Consider the following 18,413-nt stretch of genomic DNA (forward strand, 5'->3'; position numbering starts at 1 on the left):
CTTGCAATATGACTTTAGAGCTCTTTTACCGATAGTGCGCTGTACGGGCATTCCGATATACATTTACCGCAGCCGTAGCAAAGCTTGGTATCCACCGAAGCGGGCTCTTCCGAATCTACCTGAAAAAGAGCTTTTGTCGGGCATGATTTGCGCGCCGTACATTTAACGCATTGATTGCATATTTTAAAATCAACAACCGCTAGTTTCATTTCGATCACCCCTAAATCTTGCGGGAAAAGAGCCGCATTCCGTTCAAAATAACAAGGATAGAGATACCGGTATCGGCGAAAACCGCCATCCACAATGTTGCCATACCCGCGACCGCGAGCACAATAAAGGCAAGCTTAACTGCGACCGAGGCGAAGACGTTTTGCTTGATAATGCGGAGCGCCCGTCGGCTTAGCCGTATGACATACGGTATATTAATAAGCTCATCACCCATAAGGGCGATATCAGCGGTCTCAAGCGCCACGTCCGAGCCAATCGCACCCATCGCGATGCCCACGTCGGCCCGCGAGATCGCAGGTGCGTCGTTAACACCGTCGCCGACCATAACAACCCGGCCGTATTGCTTCGAGATGGTCTCCAGTGCATTTACCTTATCCTCGGGCAGCAACTCTGCGCGAAACTCCGATATGCCTGCTTGTGCTGCAATTTCCTTCGCTGTTTCGGTGTTGTCGCCGGTCAGCATAACGATATGCTTTACGCCGGCATCGTGAAGCTTGTGAACCGCAAGACGGGCATCGTGTCTCAGCTTATCGGCAACCGCCATGATACCGAGCAGGCAATCCTCGGTGCCCAACATGAACACCGTTTTTCCTTCATGCTGCATCGCCGAAACGAGCGGGGTCGCAGCCGGGTCGGTAATACTAAGTTCGCTGAACAGCCGGGGGTTTCCAATATAGTACGAGGTTGAATCGAGCTGGGCCTTGAGGCCTCGGCCGGGCATAGACTCAAAGCTTTGCGGTTCGGTGTATGTAATGTCGCGATCGCGAGCATATTCAACAACTGCATCGGCAAGCGGGTGGCCGGAGCGTGCCTCGATTGCGGCGATAACAGCGATAAGCTCGTCCTCGCTATAGCTGTTTAGCGAAACCACATCGGTAACGCTTAGGTGCCCGGAAGTGAGCGTGCCGGTTTTATCGAAAACTATCGCCGACACGGTCGCGGCGGTTTCAAGGTATGCGCCACCTTTAATGAGCACACCGTTGCGCGACGCGGCCCCGATTGCAGATGCGATTGAAACGGGCGTCGAGATAACCAGTGCGCACGGGCACGATATAACCAGCAAGACGAGCGAACGATAGAACCACGTCGAAAACGGCTGTCCGAAGAGCGGGGGAATAACCGCGACGGCGATGGCAATACCGATCACGACCGGCGTGTAGTATATCGAAAACCGGTTAATGAATTGCTGGGCCGGTGCTTTTTTCGTTTGGGCATCTTCGATCAGTCGGATGATATGGGAAAGCGTCGAATCACTTGAGCGCCGCGTCGAGGCTATTTCAAGGTATCCTTCATTATTGAGCGTGCCGGCAAACACAGGGTCGCCTACATCTTTTACGACGGGAAGCGACTCCCCCGTGACCGTAGACTGATTCACCGATGAACGCCCGAGCATAACAGTACCGTCTATAGGGATGCGTTCGCCCGGTTTAACAACAACGATGTCGCCGACCTGCACCATGTCCGTAGGCACAACGCGCGTGGCGTCGCCGACCTTGACCGTTGCCTCGCTTGGGGCGATTTCAAGCAACCGGTGAATCGCATGACGGGTTTTATCCATCGTGAACGCCTCGAGCATGGTGCCGACGGCGTAGAGGAACATAACCGTTGCTGCTTCGAGCCACTGACCGAGGAAAAACGCGCCAATTACGGCGACCGTCATTAATACGTTCATATCGAATACAAAGGACCGGAGAGAAGAAACAGCGCTGTGTGCGGGCTTGTAGCCCGCTATAGCTGTTGCCGCAACAAGAAGAACTATACTAATGCCAAAGAGGCCGGTAAATAGCTGTAGGAGCGCACCTAGCGCGAGCGGAATCGCCGCCATTAAAACAGTGATCGCGCGTTTATCCGTAAGCCAGAACGACCTTTTCGGTTCGGATATTTTTCTAACACCCTCAAGTTCCGCCGTATAACCGCCGGCCCCTACGGCGTTTATTATATCTGTTGGAGAAATAACTTCATCACTAAACGATACGGTGAGTTTGCCGGTTTCAAATGTAACTTCGGCCGAGGACACGCCTTCGAGCCCTGCAACTTTGCGTTGCAGTTTTTGGGCACAGTCGGGTCAGTCGAGCCCTCGAAGCCGAAATACGGAAGTACGAATATTCTCAGGGGCGCCCACTTCATAGCCGAAATCCTCGACTTTAGAGAAGATTGCCTCACGCGAGTTTCTGCTGGCATCGTATTCTACGTGTAGGTTAGACGCGGTAAAGTTGACGGATGCGGCTCTTACGCCCGGCATTTTCCCAATCGCTTTTTCAACTTTAAGCGCGCAATCAGGGCAATCCAGCCCGCATATCGGGACGGTTTCTTCAATTATGTTTCCTGATTTAATGCTCTTCGTGTCCATATCTATCACTTCAATCACGTAAGGTTTTCAAGGATCGGCATTGATGCGGGCTCGTGAAACTCTTCCTGGACGTGGTGCATGCATTCGGTAAGCAGCCGGATAATATGAGCATCGTCGAGAGAGTAATACACCATCTTGGATGCTTTTCTGCGTTTAACGAGCCGCGCATCTTTGAGTTTGCGAAGCTGGTGAGAGACGGCCGATTGGCTGGCACCGACAACTTCGGCGATTTCACAGACGCATAGTTCGCCTTGTAGAAGCGAAAACACGATCTTAACGCGTGTCGGGTCGGAGAGAACCTTAAATGTATCCGCCAGCCTATCTATCGGCCGGTCACCTATAAGCGAACTCTTAATACGCTCTACTTTCCGCACATCGATAACTGATTCGGCACAAAGGTCATCAAACGCCATAGCAACCTCCATCTTATATGAACATGTGTTCAGATATAATAATATAATATATAGTATCGGATGAAAAGACCAACACACGTAGCGAAAAAGATTATCCAACCGAAAGAAAATCGCAGTGCGGCACAGCAATGTCGTAAAGTTAGCTCACTATTGGCTGGTTGAATTTTATTGAAGCAGCGGAAGTGTGCGAAGAGCTTCTAAAAAGGACCCTGCTTCGCGGGAGAATGCTGCACGTCGATTTGTTGGACATGAAAATTGAAGACTACACTGTATGAACGTGACCGGCTAGCATTCGCTCGTAACGCGCGGTCAGCAGTTCGGCAATTTCATCGATTTCATCTTCGCGGGACCATCTTCCGAGACTCAAACGAATTGAACCGATAGCAAAAGCCTCTTCAACACCCATAGCTTTAAGCACCGGCGATGGTTCGCACGACGCGGCGTGGCATGCGGAGCCAGGGGACGCGGCAACCTCGGGAGTTTGCCCCAGTAAATCAGGACCGGTGACGCCCGGAAATGCAATGTTAAGCGTATTCGGAAGGTGTTCTGTCGGGTGGCCGTTAAAGCGAACGGCCGGTGCATCCATAATAATCAACTCATACAACCGCTCTCTAAGCTGCCGTACGGTAGAGAAAACCATCTCGAGCGATTCTGTGGCAATCTGGACGGCTTTCCCAAGCGCTACCATTGACGCAACGGCCTCAGTGCCGGCGCGCAGACCGAACTCTTGCGACGCACCCCGGATGATCGGGTGGATTTCGGTACCTTCGCGTATGTAGAGTGCCCCGATTCCTTTAGGCGCATATACTTTATGTCCGGCGATGGTGAGCAGATCAACCGCCAGGTCGTCCACATTGACCGGTATCTTGCCGAGACTCTGCGCCGCGTCGGTGTGGAAGTTGACACCTAGCTCTTTTGCCAGCTCTCCGACTTCAGCGATAGGCTCGATCGTGCCCACCTCGTTGTTTGCATGCATGATTGTAATGAGGATGGTGTCATCGGTAATGGCGTTCTTTACATCGTCGACTGAAACCATTCCGTAGCTGTCGACCGGCAGATATGTAACCCGAAAGCCCTGCCGCTCCAAGTATTTACACGGCTGCAAGACCGCCGGATGCTCGACGACATCGGTGATGATGTGGTTGCCATGGTGCCGGTTCGCAAAAGCAGAGCCGACAATCGCCATATTGTTCGATTCCGTGCCGCCGCTTGTAAAGATGATTTCGCGGGGGGTACATCCGATAGAGTCGGCAACTTGCCGCCGTGCACGGTCAACGGCTTCCTTAGCCAAGCGGCCGTAGTAATGGTTGCTCGAGGGATTACCGAATATCTCAGTCAAACACGGTATCATCTCGGCGGAGACCGCAGGGTCTACTGGTGTTGTCGCATTATAATCCGCATAAATAGGCTTGATTAGATCCATTTACTCACCCCACGTTACGCTCTTCAGTACTATTACGAGTATTATGCAGCTTTCCGCTGCGTGTAAATTGCCCGCCCTTGAACATCCTGCGACGCCTCCATAATTACTTCCGAGGCCGTTGGATGCGCGTGAATAACCCTGCTTAAGGCAGATGCCGTCATTCCTTGGAGCATCGCTACAGCGACTTCGTGGATGATATCGGCAGCCCGATCGCCGATTACGTGAGCCCCTAAAATCGCGTCTGAAACCGCATCGGCCACAATCTTAGCCATTCCGGAAATCTCTCCGATAGCGTGGGAAATTCCAAGCTTTCTAAACTCCATAACGCCCGCACGAACGTCCATCCCCATACTTCTTGCGTGCGCCTCGGTCAGACCGATAGTGCCAATTTCCGGGTTAGTATAAATGGTTCCCGGAATTACAGTATAATCCATAATCAGCTGGTTGCCGAGTGCGTTTGCTACTGCGACACTGCATTCCGCCGAGGCAACATGCGCGAGCATCGGGTTGCCGATGACGTCGCCGACGGCAAAAACGCCGGGAACGTTGGTCATCATATGGCTATCGACTATTATTGAGCCGTCAGGTTTCATAATGACCCCAATATCATCAAGCCCAAGCCCTGAGATTAAAGGGCGGCGGCCTATCGAGACAAGGGCCGTGTCCGCCGTAGCCTCGCTTCCGTCACCTAAGCGTACGGTTACCGTATCGTTAACCTTAGCGCCGGTTATTTTTACACCCGTTCGCACTTTGATATCATCTTTCTTGAATTCGCGGGCTAAAATATCGGCGATATCCGTATCGACATTCGGTATGAGCCTATCCATTGCTTCAATAATAGTGAGCTCGACGCCGAATGGTCTCAGCATGGAAGAAAACTCGCAGCCGATATAGCCCCCACCGATAATCAGAAGTGATTTTGGGAATTTTGTTAATCTGAGGACGTCATCGCTAGAAAACACTCGAACGCCGTCGAACGGAAGAAACGGAAGAGCCTTCGGGGTGGAACCGGTTGCAATAATAATATTATTTGCCCGAATATCCTTGATGTCGTCCGGGCCCGTAATGCGCAGCGTATGCGTATCTATGAAGCGAGCATGCCCCTGAATAAGCGTTGCGCCGTTCGCTTCAACAAGACGCATGATTCCTTGACGCTCGATTTCAACCACCTTGTCTTTACGCTCTATTAACCTCTTTGTGTCTAAGGCGATCGAGCCGTCAATTTGGATACCGAATTCGGATGCCCGGTAGGCGTGCCGCAGCACCCTTGATGAGGCAATAAGCGTTTTTGTTGGAATACAGCCGGTATTGAGGCAAACTCCACCGAAACGACCTTCTTCGATAAGGCAGACCGGCACGCCCGTACGCGCCGCTCTGATTGCGCCAACATATCCGGCGGGGCCGGCACCGATAATCGCGATTTCATATCGTTCCATACCATGCTCCTTCGATAAAGAAAACAACTATCATAGTTTTACCCGTGATGAATGCGCTATAGTCGAAAAGGTTGATCTCGGGCGCTAACAGAAATAATAAAGAAAGCCGATAACAGTATAGTAAGCTCACAAAAGGAGGGGTTGAAATAGCTTGGATCTGATGCGACGATTATGGCTTACCTTTGCGCTATTCGTGTCTGTTGTCGTGTTGGGGATCGTTGGATACATGGTCGTTCTAGGCTGGAGCTTTACTGATGCCATCTATATGACCATCATCACGATCACCACTGTTGGGTTTAGGGAAGTACGTTCATTGAGCGTCGTAGGGCAATACTTTACGATGATCCTTGCCCTAGCAGGAACTGGAACAGCGTTTTACCTTCTGATATCAATTACTGAATTTATGATAGAAGGACATTTAACCGGACTATTAGCGGAGAGAAGAGTGGAACGAGAAATTAAGAAACAAAAAGAACATTATATTTTATGCGGATTTGGAAAAGTCGGCGCTAATGTAGCCGAGGAACTCAGCACCTCTAGCGCAGACTTTGTCATCATCGAGAATAATCACGAACGCGTGGAAAGCGCGAGATCTTATGGCTACTATTGTATAGAAGGCGACGCATCGAGCGACGAAGTGCTTATCAAGGCAGGCGTCGAGCGTGCTAAAGGCCTCATTGCAGCAGTAGATAATGATGCCGACAACGTATTCGTAACCTTGACCGCGCGCGTGCTTAACCCCGGTATCAACATCGTCGCGCGGAGCATTCTTGAGGAATCCCGCGAAAAGCTGATTCATGCGGGCGCGAACAGGGTTGTATCACCGGCGTTCATCGGCGGTCGCCGGATGGCATCGATTATGCTTCGCCCGCTCGTATCCGATTACCTCGATGTCGTTACCTTTGGGGACGGTTTGCAATACCGCCTAGAAGAATACGTTGTAAGCCCGAGCTCGACGATAAAAGGCAAGTCGCTTGCCGATGCCGACGTCAGGCAAAAAACCGGCGCGCTCGTTCTTGCGATAAAGAGAACGACCGGCGAGTTCAACACGAACCCGTCTCCGGATACAACTATTGAGTCCGGCGACCATATTGTGGTACTCGGCACGCAAAACCAGCTCGAGGCCGTGCAAAATATCATCTAATATGCTAGATTACAAGTGTAAATCTAGTATGCGGGAGGTTGCTGTGGATCTGAAATCATATATTCGTGATATTCCCGATTGGCCAAAAGAGGGGATCGTGTTTAAAGACATAACCCCACTTCTCGCCGATAAAGATGGCTTCAAGTACGCAATCGATAGCATGGCCGAGCACTATGACGGCGAGCGGATCGATGTTGTCCTTGGTGCGGAGGCACGAGGTTTTATCTTTGCAAGTGCTCTGGCGTATAGGCTTGGGGCAGGCTTTATCCCGGCTCGAAAGCCCGGGAAGCTGCCGTATAAAACATGCAGAGCGGAATACGAGCTTGAGTATGGAACCGATTGTCTTGAGATGCACGAGGATGCAATAAAGCCGGGCGACAGAGTTCTAATCGCAGACGACCTCATCGCGACCGGCGGGACCGTATCTGCGAAAGCTCAGCTGGTCGAGCAACTAGGCGGCACCGTGGTAGGCATGGCATTTCTTATCGAGCTTGGGTTCTTAAACGGACGTGAAAAAATCGGCGAATATGAGGTATTCTCACTCATCACGTACTAAGGAACAACGAGCACTAAGAGCAAAATAGAAAAGCCCCTCATTTGAGGGGCTTTTTGATACCCGCGCATATAGCTCGTGCTAAACAGAACACCTGTTTACGCTGTTTTCTTCGCCTTACTAATAAGGTCATGAACTGATGCGCCGCCAAGCAAGCCCGCCATATGCGTCGTCAAGTGATCGGAGAGCCATTCATGAAGTGTGGTTCTTGAATCGAATTGTTCGCTCTTAATCATTGGTTCAAATTCTTGCATAAATTCTTGCGGGAAGTTGTTCTCATTCAGTACTCTGACAATCTGAGAGCCGTTCACCGGATAATTCAGATTATCAATAATATTATCGAGGTTATACGTAGCAGCCATGATTTCACCTCCTTTACAGTATCCAAATATGAAACGTACCCATAAATTCGTGTTTTAAATACCCGAGCTCTAGCCCTTACCGTTGCTTTTTAGGGTTGCAAATGATATAGATTAAAAAAGGCGTTTTAAACAGTGTAGAAGGTAACTTGCCGGTACAATCGTACCGGCTGTAGGCATTAAAGGTGAATGTATGAAGGTACTGCTAACAGGCAATGAAGCCATCGCTCATGGTGCATACGCTGCCGGAGTAACCGTAGCGTGTGGATATCCCGGCACGCCGAGCACAGAGATCCTTGAATCGCTGGCTAAGTACGAAGACGTCGATGCCTCGTGGGCGCCGAATGAAAAGGTCGCGCTTGAGGTTGGCATCGGCGCGTCATTAGCGGGTGCGAGAGCGCTCGTAACGATGAAGCACGTAGGATTAAACGTTGCCGCCGATCCGCTCTTTACGCTAGCGTATACGGGTGTTAACGGCGGTATTGTTGTTATTACAGCCGATGACCCAGGCATGCATAGTTCACAAAACGAGCAAGATAATCGTCACTATGCGAAAGCGGCAAAAATACCGATGCTTGAGCCAAGTGACAGCAGTGAAGCCGCTTGGCTTATCGAAAAAGCCTTTACAATTAGTGAGCGCTTCGACACGCCGGTACTATTGCGCACAACAACCAGGGTGAACCATTCCAAATCATTGGTCGACGCCAGCGACGAGCGTGTGCAAAAAGAGCCGTCCTACGAGAAAGACCCCCAAAAATACGTCATGGTACCGGCGCACGCCCAGAAACGCCGCGAAGTCGTTGAGAGTAGAATGGCTGCGCTCGCAGATTACGCCGAGGAGTTCCCCGGAAACCGCGTCGAGTGGGGCGACCGGCAAATCGGCTTTATAACGAGCGGTATTTCATATCAATATGTACGCGAAACATTTCCAGAAGCATCGGTTCTGAAAATCGCTATGATAAATCCGCTGCCGAAACGGATGATAACCGATTTTATAGACCATGTTGAGCGGGCCATAGTAGTAGAAGAGCTCGACCCGTATATAGAGGACCAGATTAGAGGCTGGGGTTTAACTGTTGAAGGCCGAAACTATATTCCGGGAATCGGCGAGCTCAACACCGAGATTATTCGTGAAGCGCTCAATGAAGAAGAGATCGAAGCGCCGGTTGAGGATGTAAAAACTGAAGAGATGCCGCAGCGACCGCCAATGCTGTGCCCCGGCTGTCCGCACAGGGGCGTATTCTACACACTTAGCCGTATGAAGCTTATTGTAAATGGTGATATCGGGTGCTATACGCTGGGCGTTATGCCGCCGCTTAATGCTATGGATAGCTGTATCTGTATGGGAGCAAGCATCGGCAACGCCGAGGGCATGCACAAGGCGACGGGCCGGAAAGATATAGTGGCCGTAATCGGTGATTCAACTTTTGTGCACTCCGGTATAACGCCGCTAATAAATACGTTCTACAATCAAGACCCGACGACTACGATAATTCTCGATAATCGCACGACGGCGATGACCGGCCGCCAAGGTCATGCGGGCACCGGCGTTAAGTTGCAGGGAGAAAATACAAAACCGCTCGACTTCGAGCAGCTCACGAGGGCTATCGGCATCGAGTCGGTGCAAGTCATAGATCCATACGAGCTCAAAGAAGTACGGCAGGCGCTAGAAGAGGCTATTGCCCAAGATGAGCCGTCCGTCATAATTTCACAACGGCCGTGTTTGTTGGTTGAAAGATCAAAAAATGGGCCACTGATGGTAACCGCTGATAATTGTATTGGCTGCAAGGTGTGTTTGCGGCTCGGCTGCCCCTCAATTTCTTGGAAAGATGAACGGGCCGTTATAGATACGGCAAGCTGCGTCGGGTGCGGTGTCTGCGCCCAATTATGTAAAAGCGATGCGATAGTGGAATATACACAGCCCGACAAGGGAGCTGGGATTTAATGGGGTCGATATGGTAAGCGATGTTAAGGATATCCTGCTCGTAGGAGTAGGGGGACAAGGAACAATTCTAGCGGCCGATATTCTATCGCAAGTACTCGTAAGCGTTGAGTACGATGTGAAAATGGCCGAAATACACGGCATGAGCCAACGAGGCGGCGGCGTTAGTACGATGATCCGTTTCGGAAGCAAAGTATTTTCACCGATCACCGAAAAGGGCAAAGCCGACTATGTAATCGCTTTCGAGCTGCTGGAGGCACTCCGTTGGAGCGATTATGTAAAGCCGGGCGGCGTCATGATAGCGAATACGGAGAGAATCGAGCCGCTGCCGGTCATTCTCGGCAAGGCCGTCTATCCAAATGATATTGAAGAAAAGATTAAGGCAAAAGGCATAAATCTCATAACAATCGATGCCGCGAAATTCGCCGAGCAAGCAGGCACCAAGAAGGCGGCAAACATGGTCCTTTTAGGTTGCCTGGCGGCACTTATGCCAATCGGCAAAGAGGCATGGTACGGCTATATCGAACGCAGGGTGCCATCAAAAACAATAGAAATTAACAAGAAGGCATTCGATTTAGGTTACGAAATCATCTCAACAACGGCATCGATGGTGTAAGAAAAGAGGTATCTGCGGATAAGACGGGAATTTAAATATATGCAAGTGTCTGTAACTGAATGAGTTCGGTTTGCTTGCGAGTAATACGAGCCTCTAATTGAGAAAGACGCATCAAATCAATAGAGGCTTTTATCATAGTGGGTTATACAATACGTTCATTAGGAGGGGCACGTGAAGAGAACAATAGTTATACTACTTGCACTGGCGTTGGTTTTGTTAGCGCTAGGATGCCAGGGCTCATCACAGCAGAGTACTTCAGGCCAGGGGGGAAATGCAAACACAGCGGATAAAGTGCCGTATAAAATCGGTGCGGTCATATCCGTTACCGGCGCCTCGGCGCCGCTTGGCGAACCGGAGAAAAAAGCGTTGCAAATGGAGGTCGATAAGATCAATAAAGATGGAGGCGTCGACGGCCACAAGATTGAAGTCTTTATAGAAGATGATCAAAGCGACGCAAAGAACGCTAACATCGCTGCATCGAAACTCATCGATGAGAAAGGCGTTATCGCTATTATTGGTGGTACAAGCACATCATCGACAATGGCGATGAAGGCAAAAGCGGCACAGGCGCAAGTTCCCGACGTGGCGATGGCTGCCGGAATCCAAATTACCGATGATCCGGGAAAGCAATGGATGTTTAGAACAGCCCAAAGCGACGCGCTTGCCGTACAAAAAGTTATCGACTACATGAGCAACACACTGAAAATCAAGAAGTTCGCCATCCTTAACGATGCGAATGGCTTTGGTGAGAGCGGTAAGAATGAGCTCAAGAAGTTAGCGCCAAAAGCAGGTCTTGAGGTCGTCACATCAGAATCCTACAAAACCGACGATACGAATATGACCTCGCAGCTAACCAAGATAAAAGGAACAGACGCGCAGGCTGTTGTCGTGTGGGGCACAAACCCCGGTCCGGCCATTGCTGCGAAGAACATGAAAGAGCTCGGCATGAAGATTCCGTATATCGGCAGCCACGGCATCAGCAATAAGAGCTTTATTACCTTAGCCGGTAGTGCGGCCGATGGTGTAGTGTTTCCAGCCGGTAAAATCCTTGTTCCATCATCAGCGACTGGCGAGCAGGCAACCGTTATCAAGACATTCATGGATGATTTCAAAGCGAAATACGGCGAAAGCGCGAATCATTTTGCGGGACATGCGTATGATGCAATCCACATTATCACCGATGCGCTGAAAGCCTCAGGCGGCGATAAGAGTAAACTGAGAGATGAAATCGAAAAGACAAAAGATTTCGTCGGTATCGGTGGAATCTTTAGCTATAGCCTAACCGACCACGATGGAACCCAACAATCGGATCTTATTATGATCAAGATACAAAACGGCCAGTGGGTAGAGGCCAGCAAATAGGGCGTTAACGAAGAGTATTAACGTAATAATATGATAATAAGCGGCCGGGCACCTGTCCGGCCTCTTATTATCATAAGTGTAACGCGTATTTGGAATGCTCATCGGCATAATGCTCGTACTGCTAGCAATAACATGTGCCAATTATAGCCGGTCTATAGACTACTGAACAAAAAATAGCTTATATTAGAACGTAACAGGAGACACTTAGCTTATTAGTAAAACTTAATACATAGCCTACAAATGGGAGCTTGTAAGGCGACACATTAGTGCAACCACTTAAGAAAACGGAGGGGTTTATGAAAAAGTGGGTTGGAATGTTGCTGGTTTTAATCGTCCCATTAATGCTGTTGGGATGCCAGGGGTCAGCAAAGCAGGAACAAGCGACTTCAACTTCTGCAACGGAAGCCGCAAAAGAGCCCTTTAAAGTTGGGGCAATCGTATCGGTGACGGGTCCTTCCGCACCGCTCGGTGAGGCCGAGAAAAAGACGCTTCTTTTAGAAGTGGAAAAGATCAATGCTGCCGGTGGCATCGACGGCCACAAAATCGATCTTTTCATCCAGGACGACCAGAGCGAAGCAAAAAATGCAGTGCTGGCCGTCAGCAAGCTTATCGATGAACAAGGTGTTATCGCTATCATTGGCGGCACCACGACGCCGTGCACAATGGCGATCAAAGACGCAATCGCAAAAGCGCAAATCCCGCAAATGGCAATGGCCGCGGGTATACCAATCACTAAAGCCCCAAATAACGAGTGGGTATTTAGAACAGCGCAAAGCGATGCAATTGCCGTGCAAAAGGTCATCGGCTACATGAGCACGGGCTTGAAAATCAAGAAATTCGCGATTATACACGATGCAAACTCCTTCGGGCAGAGCGGTGCTACAGAACTCCAGAATCTCGCTCCGAAAGCAGGACTTACGGTTGTAAAGGTGGATTCATACAAGACTGACGATACTAATATGAGCACGCAGCTTACCAAGATAAAAGGCTCGGGCGCGGAAGCGGTTGTCGTATGGGGCACGAACCCCGGTCCGGCTATCGCTGCAAAGAACATGAAAGAGCTCGGCATGACGATTCCGTATATCGGCAGCCACGGTATCGGCAATAAGAAATTCATAGAACTTGCCGGTAATGCGGCTGAAGGCGTCGTGTTCCCAGCGGGGAAGGTTCTCGTCCCGTCATCGGCGAGCGGCGAACAGCAAACCGTTATTCAGGCGTTTTTGGACGACTACAAGGCAAAATACGGCGAGCCTGCGAATTCGTTTGCCGGGCATGCTTACGACGCCATAAACATTTTGACGAAAGCTCTAGAAAAAGCCGGAAGCGGTAACGAGAAACTTCGCACAGCCATCACAGACACAAAAAATTTCAACGGTATAAGCGGAATATTCTCATATGCACAAGCCGACCATGACGGTCTAAAAACAACCGATATGGTCATGGTGGAAATAAAGAACGGTGCATGGCAGGAAAAGAAATAAGCGCAACCCTATTACGCGCAGGCCTTAAGATGAAGGCCTGCGCGTAATAGCACTCATACAGACGCAGGGAAAGCGAAAACGCGCATGCTCGCCGTAGCAGCATGGGAATACGCAAAAGCCTAGCATTAGTACGTAAAAACATGTATTCTAAATTTAGCCATTGCAGCAGAATACAATGGTCAGGCCCTTAAGAGATACAAATCGAGCGCAAACACGGCAGAGGCAACAGCAAGGGCTTACTCAGGGGTATTACTATATGATTATTATGGGGTCGATCTCAGTTTCATGCATTTAGATCAACTTTTACAATTTATTATTAGCGGTATCACGAGCGGAAGCATATACGCACTAATAGCGCTTGGGTTTACGTTAATATATAACTCGACACAGATTATCAACTTCGCACAGGGCGAGTTTGTAATGCTCGGGGGCCTGTTCGCGGTCTCGTTGTATTCTGTTACACACCTGCCGCTTGTTCTGGCAATTATCCTCGCCATCGCCATTGTCACTATCGTCGGCGTTGTTTTCGAAAGACTCGCTATAAGGCCGCTTAAAGACTCATCCGGGATTACCCTGATCATTGTAACCATTGGCGCTTCGATACTTATGAAAAACGTGGCCATGATATTCTGGGGCCGTGATCCTCAGACAATGCCGCCATTTACCGGCGACACGCCAATTAACTTTTTTGGGGCATCTATAACCCCGCAATCGCTGTGGGTTATCGGGGTCCTTATCCTCGTTGTCATCATGCTTCAGCTATTCTACAAACGCTCGGTAATCGGTAAGGCGATGAAGGCAACCTCTATAGATCCTACCGCTGCCCGTTTGATGGGCATTAATACATCGAACATCGTGATGCTGTCATTTGCCATGAGCGCGGGATTCGCATCGCTGGCAGGCATTCTCATTACGCCGATATCGATGACAAGCTATTCGGTCGGCGGATTTCTCGGCCTCAAAGGGTTTGCCGCAGCGGTTTTGGGCGGCCTCGGTAATCCGGTCGGTGCCGTCGTCGGCGGTATCCTGCTCGGCGTTCTCGAGTCGGTGAGCATTGGCTTTATTTCGTCAGGATATAAAGACGCAATCGCGTTTCTCATATTATTGCTGGTTCTGTTTATACGGCCGAGCGGAATTATGGGCTCAAAGCTCCGGGGGAAAGTATAGGATATGCGCACTAATCGCAAGCCGGTAATACAATCGAACTGGTTTTGGGTGCTCGTCTACGGGGCGATCATGGCGCTTCTGCCGCTTGCGCTTACCAATAATTATTACATCAAAATCCTCATCATTATGGGGATTAACACCATAATCGTGCTGGGCCTAAACCTGCTTATGGGTTATGCCGGCCAGGTATCGTTAGGCCATGCGGCGTTCTACGGCATCGGTGCGTACGCATCGGCGATTTTAACGACAAAGTACGGGTTGTCGCCGTGGTTCGGGATTGCCGCGTCGGTTGTGCTCGGCGGCTTGATTGCGTATGCAATAGCAGTGCCGACCCTGCGGCTCAAAGGCCACTATCTGGCCATGGCTACGCTTGGTTTTGCAGAGATCGTCCACGTGCTCTTTTTAGAGCTCAGAGACTACACCGGCGGCACCGACGGTATCTTCGGTATCCCATCGATATCGTTCGGCAGCTTTACCCTGGAGACCCCGATAAAGCTCTATGCGCTTGTACTGATCATAACGCTCGTAGCGCTAATCATGGCTATCAATATAATCAACTCTCGGGTCGGCAGAGCGCTGAGGGCAGTGCACGGCAGCGAAGTCGCCGCATCGGCAATGGGTGTTGATACCTCCAAATATAAAATACAGGTTTTTGTACTGAGCGCCGTGCTGGCATGTATCGGCGGCAGTTTGTACGCACACATGGCGGGTTACGTCAGCCCTGAGTCATTTACGCTCGGCGTTTCAATAACCTTGGTAACCATGGTTGTGTTCGGCGGTATGGCGAACGTCTGGGGAGCGGTCATTGGCGCCTCGATGCTTACGTTACTGCAAGAGTACCTCAAGGGTTATGACGATTATAATTTCGTAATTTTCGGAGCGATTCTCGTGCTGGCAATGGTCTTCATGCCGAAAGGCTTGGTTGGAGCCGGCTCCAAGCTGATACAAATAGCAACGCGCCGAAGTACCCCGATACCGGAAACGGCAGGTGATAGCAGTGCCGCTTCTTGAGATAGCGAATGTTACAAAACAATTCGGCGGTCTGACCGCCGTTAACGATGTAACGTTTAGGGTCTACTCTGACCAGATAAAAGCGCTTATCGGCCCGAACGGCGCCGGTAAAACCACTGTATTCAACCTGTTGACGGGTGTAGATAAGCCGACAAAGGGCGCAATCCTATTCGACGGCAAAGAAATTGCCGGAAAGAAACCGCATGTTATCGCGAAGCAAGGCATATCGCGAACATTTCAAAATACTCAGATATTTGGCAACATGTCGGTCGTCGAGAATGTTATGGTCGGGCGGCATATACAAACGCATTGCGGCATGTTTCGCTGCATGCTCGGGCTTCCAGCTGTAAGAAGCGAAGATTCAGAGACCCGCGACAGGGCGCATTCACTCCTTACGCTCGTAGGGCTGGAGAAAGAGGCAAATAGATCTGCAGATGACCTGCCGATCGGCGGCAGGCACCTTTTAGAAATCGCCCGGGCATTAGCGACCGAGCCCAAGCTCTTACTACTCGACGAGCCGGCTGCAGGTCTTAACACCGAAGAAAAAGATAAACTCGCCGAAACCTTGTATAAAATTAGAGGTAACGGCGTTACCATTCTGCTTGTAGAGCATGACATGGGATTGGTTATGGAGATATCGGATGAAGTGGTGGTCCTAAACTTCGGCGCAAAGATAGCCGAGGGCCCGCCATTGCTTATTCAGCAGGACGAACAGGTCATCCAGGCTTATCTCGGGCAGGAGATAAATAATGCTTAAAGTGAAGGGCATTGACGTATCGTACGGTCACGTACGGGTACTCAAGGGAATCGATATATCGGTAAACGAAGGTGAAATAGTCACAATTATCGGCTCGAACGGCTCCGGAAAATCGACGCTGCTCAAGGCGATATCAGGCATCATTAAACCTAGCTCGGGCACGATGATCTTTTCCGGGAGACAGCTGGAACGAATGATCCCGGAGAAAATCGTTGCTCGCGGCATTTCCTACGTACCGGAAGGCCGGCATCTTTTCAGTGAGATGACCATCATAGAAAACCTGGAGCTGGGCGCATATTTGCGATTTAGAAACCGCAAGGAATCCAATCGTGCAATCCGAGACGACCTCGATTTTGTATACGGTATGTTCCCGGTGCTCAAAGAGCGGTTGAGTCAACCCGCGGGCACGCTATCGGGCGGCGAGCAGCAGATGCTTGCGATCGGCAGGGCACTTATGTCTAAACCGAAGATGCTTCTGCTCGATGAGCCGTCGATGGGGCTGGCACCGATCATTATTCAGGGGATATTTAAAACGCTTAAAGAGCTCAGAGAAAAAGGCCTCACGCTAGTGCTGGTCGAACAGGATGTCGCCGTTGCACTTAGCATTGCAGACCGCGGCTATGTTATGCAAAACGGAGAAATCGTATTGCACGACACCGGAAGCAACCTGCTCAACAATGAAGATGTTAGGTCTATATATTTTGGCAATCGTAAACATGCCCACCAGGAATAAATACGGTACTAATATGTTAAAATAGGCTGGTAAGGCTATAACAAAGAAAGAAAGCGCAGACAATATCGGCTATGGGCCTTGGCTCGAAAGCCATGTAGGATAGTGGAGGATGACATGATTTGGAACCCGGAATATGAATGTATCGATAGAGAAAAGCTGCAAGAGCTGCAGCTAAAGCGCCTGCAAACGCTTGTAAAATGGATATATAATGAGGTTCCCTACCATAGAGAACGCTTTGTTGAGGCAGGCGTTAAACCGTCGGACATCAAGACGCTCGAAGATGTAGCAAAGCTGCCGTTTACAACAAAAAATGATTTGCGCGACAGCTATCCGTTCGGTATGTTTGCCGTCCCCATGGAAAACGTTGTCCGTGTCCACTCATCCTCGGGCACGACGGGCAAGCCGATAGTCGTGGGATATACCAGGGGAGATATGAATACCTGGTCTGATCTAACCGCCCGCGTCGCAATGGCCGGCGGTGCGACCTCAAAGGACATCGCACAGATGTCGTTCGGCTACGGCCTTTTTACGGGCGGCTTCGGTATGCACGCGGGCCTTGAGCGCATCGGGGCCTCGGTCGTCCCGGTTTCAACCGGCAACACAAAACGCCAGCTCATGCTCATGGAAGACTTTGGGACAACAGTGCTCGTAAGTACGCCTTCATATGCCCTACATATCGCGGAAGTCGGCGCAGAGATGGGCGTAGATTTCTCTAAACTGCCGCTTCGCGTGGGTCTATTCGGCGCTGAACGCTGCACTGAAAAAATGCGCACGGAGATTGAATCGAAGATGCTTATCTCGGCGACCGATAATTACGGTCTCACCGAGGTTATGGGCCCGGGTGTCGCCGGAGAGTGTGAGAGGAAGAACGGCATGCACATCAACGAAGATCATTTTCTCGTTGAGACTATCGATCCCGAGACAGGCAAGCCGCTACCGCGAGGCAGCGTAGGCGAGCTCGTGTTTACAACGCTTACCAAAGAAGCATTTCCCGTCATCCGATACCGCACACGCGACTTAACGCGTATTATCGATGAACCGTGTGAGTGCGGCCGAACGCTCGCCAGGATGGAAAAGATCCAAGGCAGAACCGACGACATGCTCATCATTCGCGGGGTAAACGTATTCCCGTCACAGATAGAGAGCGTTTTATACGAGATAGAAGGCATCGATCCGCATTATTTGCTAATAGTTGACCGTAAGGGCGCAATGGATATGATGGAACTCATGATCGAGGTCTCAAGCGATATATTCCCCGGTGATTGGAAAGGCCTCGAGAAATTTGAGAAAAAAGTTGAGGAGCAGCTTAATACTGTGCTAGGCCTGAAGGTTAAGGTAAAACTAGTCGAGCCTAAGACAATCGAGCGAACTAGCGGTAAAGCAAAAAGAGTTATAGATAAGAGAGAACTATAGCTTTATAATAAAAAACATCATAAAG

The 18,413-nt window shown here is 50.2% G+C and carries 18 protein-coding genes; 11 read left to right on the top strand and 7 right to left on the bottom strand.

The annotated features are described in order from the left end of the window. Positions 1-14: 14 nt before the first annotated feature. The 6 genes from VGK02_03300 to lpdA all read right to left on the bottom strand — a co-directional run bounded on the left by VGK02_03300 (position 15) and on the right by lpdA (position 5,850). Positions 15-209 (bottom strand): 4Fe-4S dicluster domain-containing protein, encoded by a 195-nt coding sequence (locus VGK02_03300; protein ID HEY3374072.1) that lies wholly within the window; start codon positions 207-209, stop codon positions 15-17. Between the two features lie 11 nt (positions 210-220). After that, complete coding sequence (locus VGK02_03305; GenBank protein ID HEY3374073.1) at positions 221-2,275, bottom strand: heavy metal translocating P-type ATPase; 2,055 nt, start codon at positions 2,273-2,275, stop codon at positions 221-223. A gap of 18 nt (positions 2,276-2,293) precedes the next feature. Beyond that, a complete protein-coding gene (locus VGK02_03310; GenBank protein HEY3374074.1) occupies positions 2,294-2,578 on the bottom strand; it encodes a heavy metal-associated domain-containing protein in 285 nt (94 codons plus the stop codon). 14 nt (positions 2,579-2,592) lie between these two features. Further along, positions 2,593-2,991: a metalloregulator ArsR/SmtB family transcription factor gene (locus VGK02_03315; GenBank protein ID HEY3374075.1), complete on the bottom strand. Its 399-nt coding sequence runs from the start codon at positions 2,989-2,991 to the stop codon at positions 2,593-2,595. A 262-nt stretch (positions 2,992-3,253) separates the two neighbouring features. Continuing rightward, positions 3,254-4,414, bottom strand: a complete 1,161-nt coding sequence (locus VGK02_03320) for a cysteine desulfurase family protein (GenBank protein ID HEY3374076.1) — start codon at positions 4,412-4,414, stop codon at positions 3,254-3,256. Positions 4,415-4,455: 41 nt separating this feature from the next. Further along, complete coding sequence (gene lpdA / locus VGK02_03325) at positions 4,456-5,850, bottom strand: dihydrolipoyl dehydrogenase (protein HEY3374077.1); 1,395 nt, start codon at positions 5,848-5,850, stop codon at positions 4,456-4,458. Positions 5,851-6,010: 160 nt separating this feature from the next. Here lpdA and VGK02_03330 point away from each other — a divergent pair, with 160 nt between their 5' ends. Together VGK02_03330 and VGK02_03335 are read left to right on the top strand one after the other, a co-directional pair. Beyond that, positions 6,011-6,994, top strand: a complete 984-nt coding sequence (locus VGK02_03330; protein ID HEY3374078.1) for a potassium channel protein — start codon at positions 6,011-6,013, stop codon at positions 6,992-6,994. A gap of 43 nt (positions 6,995-7,037) precedes the next feature. Further along, positions 7,038-7,550, top strand: a complete 513-nt coding sequence (locus VGK02_03335; protein HEY3374079.1) for an adenine phosphoribosyltransferase — start codon at positions 7,038-7,040, stop codon at positions 7,548-7,550. Between the two features lie 95 nt (positions 7,551-7,645). On the opposite strand, the gene VGK02_03340 is transcribed toward VGK02_03335, so the two are convergent. Beyond that, positions 7,646-7,909: a hypothetical protein gene (locus VGK02_03340; protein HEY3374080.1), complete on the bottom strand. Its 264-nt coding sequence runs from the start codon at positions 7,907-7,909 to the stop codon at positions 7,646-7,648. Positions 7,910-8,099: 190 nt separating this feature from the next. Here VGK02_03340 and iorA point away from each other — a divergent pair, with 190 nt between their 5' ends. From iorA to VGK02_03385, 9 genes are all read left to right on the top strand, one after another. Continuing rightward, entirely contained in the window at positions 8,100-9,851 is a 1,752-nt protein-coding gene (gene iorA / locus VGK02_03345; GenBank protein ID HEY3374081.1) for an indolepyruvate ferredoxin oxidoreductase subunit alpha, read from the top strand. A gap of 10 nt (positions 9,852-9,861) precedes the next feature. Beyond that, positions 9,862-10,464 (top strand): indolepyruvate oxidoreductase subunit beta, encoded by a 603-nt coding sequence (locus VGK02_03350; GenBank protein HEY3374082.1) that lies wholly within the window; start codon positions 9,862-9,864, stop codon positions 10,462-10,464. Between the two features lie 171 nt (positions 10,465-10,635). Continuing rightward, on the top strand, positions 10,636-11,826 hold the full coding sequence (locus tag VGK02_03355) for an ABC transporter substrate-binding protein (GenBank protein ID HEY3374083.1): 1,191 nt from the start codon (positions 10,636-10,638) through the stop codon (positions 11,824-11,826). Positions 11,827-12,122: 296 nt separating this feature from the next. Beyond that, entirely contained in the window at positions 12,123-13,307 is a 1,185-nt protein-coding gene (locus tag VGK02_03360) for an ABC transporter substrate-binding protein (protein HEY3374084.1), read from the top strand. 285 nt (positions 13,308-13,592) lie between these two features. Beyond that, positions 13,593-14,474, top strand: a complete 882-nt coding sequence (locus VGK02_03365) for a branched-chain amino acid ABC transporter permease (GenBank protein HEY3374085.1) — start codon at positions 13,593-13,595, stop codon at positions 14,472-14,474. 3 nt (positions 14,475-14,477) lie between these two features. After that, positions 14,478-15,485, top strand: coding sequence for a branched-chain amino acid ABC transporter permease (locus VGK02_03370; protein HEY3374086.1), 1,008 nt, complete (start codon positions 14,478-14,480; stop codon positions 15,483-15,485). Continuing rightward, complete coding sequence (locus tag VGK02_03375) at positions 15,472-16,242, top strand: ABC transporter ATP-binding protein (protein ID HEY3374087.1); 771 nt, start codon at positions 15,472-15,474, stop codon at positions 16,240-16,242. Before VGK02_03370 ends, VGK02_03375 begins: the two co-directional genes overlap by 14 nt. Beyond that, complete coding sequence (locus VGK02_03380) at positions 16,235-16,975, top strand: ABC transporter ATP-binding protein (protein ID HEY3374088.1); 741 nt, start codon at positions 16,235-16,237, stop codon at positions 16,973-16,975. The genes VGK02_03375 and VGK02_03380 overlap by 8 nt, the downstream gene beginning before the upstream one ends. A gap of 114 nt (positions 16,976-17,089) precedes the next feature. Continuing rightward, positions 17,090-18,388, top strand: coding sequence for a phenylacetate--CoA ligase (locus tag VGK02_03385; protein ID HEY3374089.1), 1,299 nt, complete (start codon positions 17,090-17,092; stop codon positions 18,386-18,388). Positions 18,389-18,413: the final 25 nt, after the last annotated feature.

It is taken from the genome of Candidatus Aquicultor sp. (assembly GCA_036504445.1).
Classification (GTDB): domain Bacteria; phylum Actinomycetota; class Aquicultoria; order Aquicultorales; family Aquicultoraceae; genus DASXVE01.

Bases quoted from the DNA above. Each gene is read 5' to 3' on its own strand.
- VGK02_03300 (HEY3374072.1), bottom strand. From the start codon at position 209: ATGAAACTAGCGGTTGTTGATTTTAAAATATGCAATCAATGCGTTAAA.
- VGK02_03310 (HEY3374074.1), bottom strand. From the start codon at position 2,578: ATGGACACGAAGAGCATTAAATCAGGAAACATAATTGAAGAAACCGTC.
- VGK02_03315 (HEY3374075.1), bottom strand. From the start codon at position 2,991: ATGGCGTTTGATGACCTTTGTGCCGAATCAGTTATCGATGTGCGGAAA.
- VGK02_03320 (HEY3374076.1), bottom strand. From the start codon at position 4,414: ATGGATCTAATCAAGCCTATTTATGCGGATTATAATGCGACAACACCA.
- lpdA (HEY3374077.1), bottom strand. From the start codon at position 5,850: ATGGAACGATATGAAATCGCGATTATCGGTGCCGGCCCCGCCGGATAT.
- VGK02_03330 (HEY3374078.1), top strand. From the start codon at position 6,011: ATGCGACGATTATGGCTTACCTTTGCGCTATTCGTGTCTGTTGTCGTG.
- VGK02_03340 (HEY3374080.1), bottom strand. From the start codon at position 7,909: ATGGCTGCTACGTATAACCTCGATAATATTATTGATAATCTGAATTAT.
- iorA (HEY3374081.1), top strand. From the start codon at position 8,100: ATGAAGGTACTGCTAACAGGCAATGAAGCCATCGCTCATGGTGCATAC.
- VGK02_03350 (HEY3374082.1), top strand. From the start codon at position 9,862: ATGGTAAGCGATGTTAAGGATATCCTGCTCGTAGGAGTAGGGGGACAA.
- VGK02_03360 (HEY3374084.1), top strand. From the start codon at position 12,123: ATGAAAAAGTGGGTTGGAATGTTGCTGGTTTTAATCGTCCCATTAATG.
- VGK02_03365 (HEY3374085.1), top strand. From the start codon at position 13,593: ATGCATTTAGATCAACTTTTACAATTTATTATTAGCGGTATCACGAGC.
- VGK02_03370 (HEY3374086.1), top strand. From the start codon at position 14,478: ATGCGCACTAATCGCAAGCCGGTAATACAATCGAACTGGTTTTGGGTG.
- VGK02_03380 (HEY3374088.1), top strand. From the start codon at position 16,235: ATGCTTAAAGTGAAGGGCATTGACGTATCGTACGGTCACGTACGGGTA.
- VGK02_03385 (HEY3374089.1), top strand. From the start codon at position 17,090: ATGATTTGGAACCCGGAATATGAATGTATCGATAGAGAAAAGCTGCAA.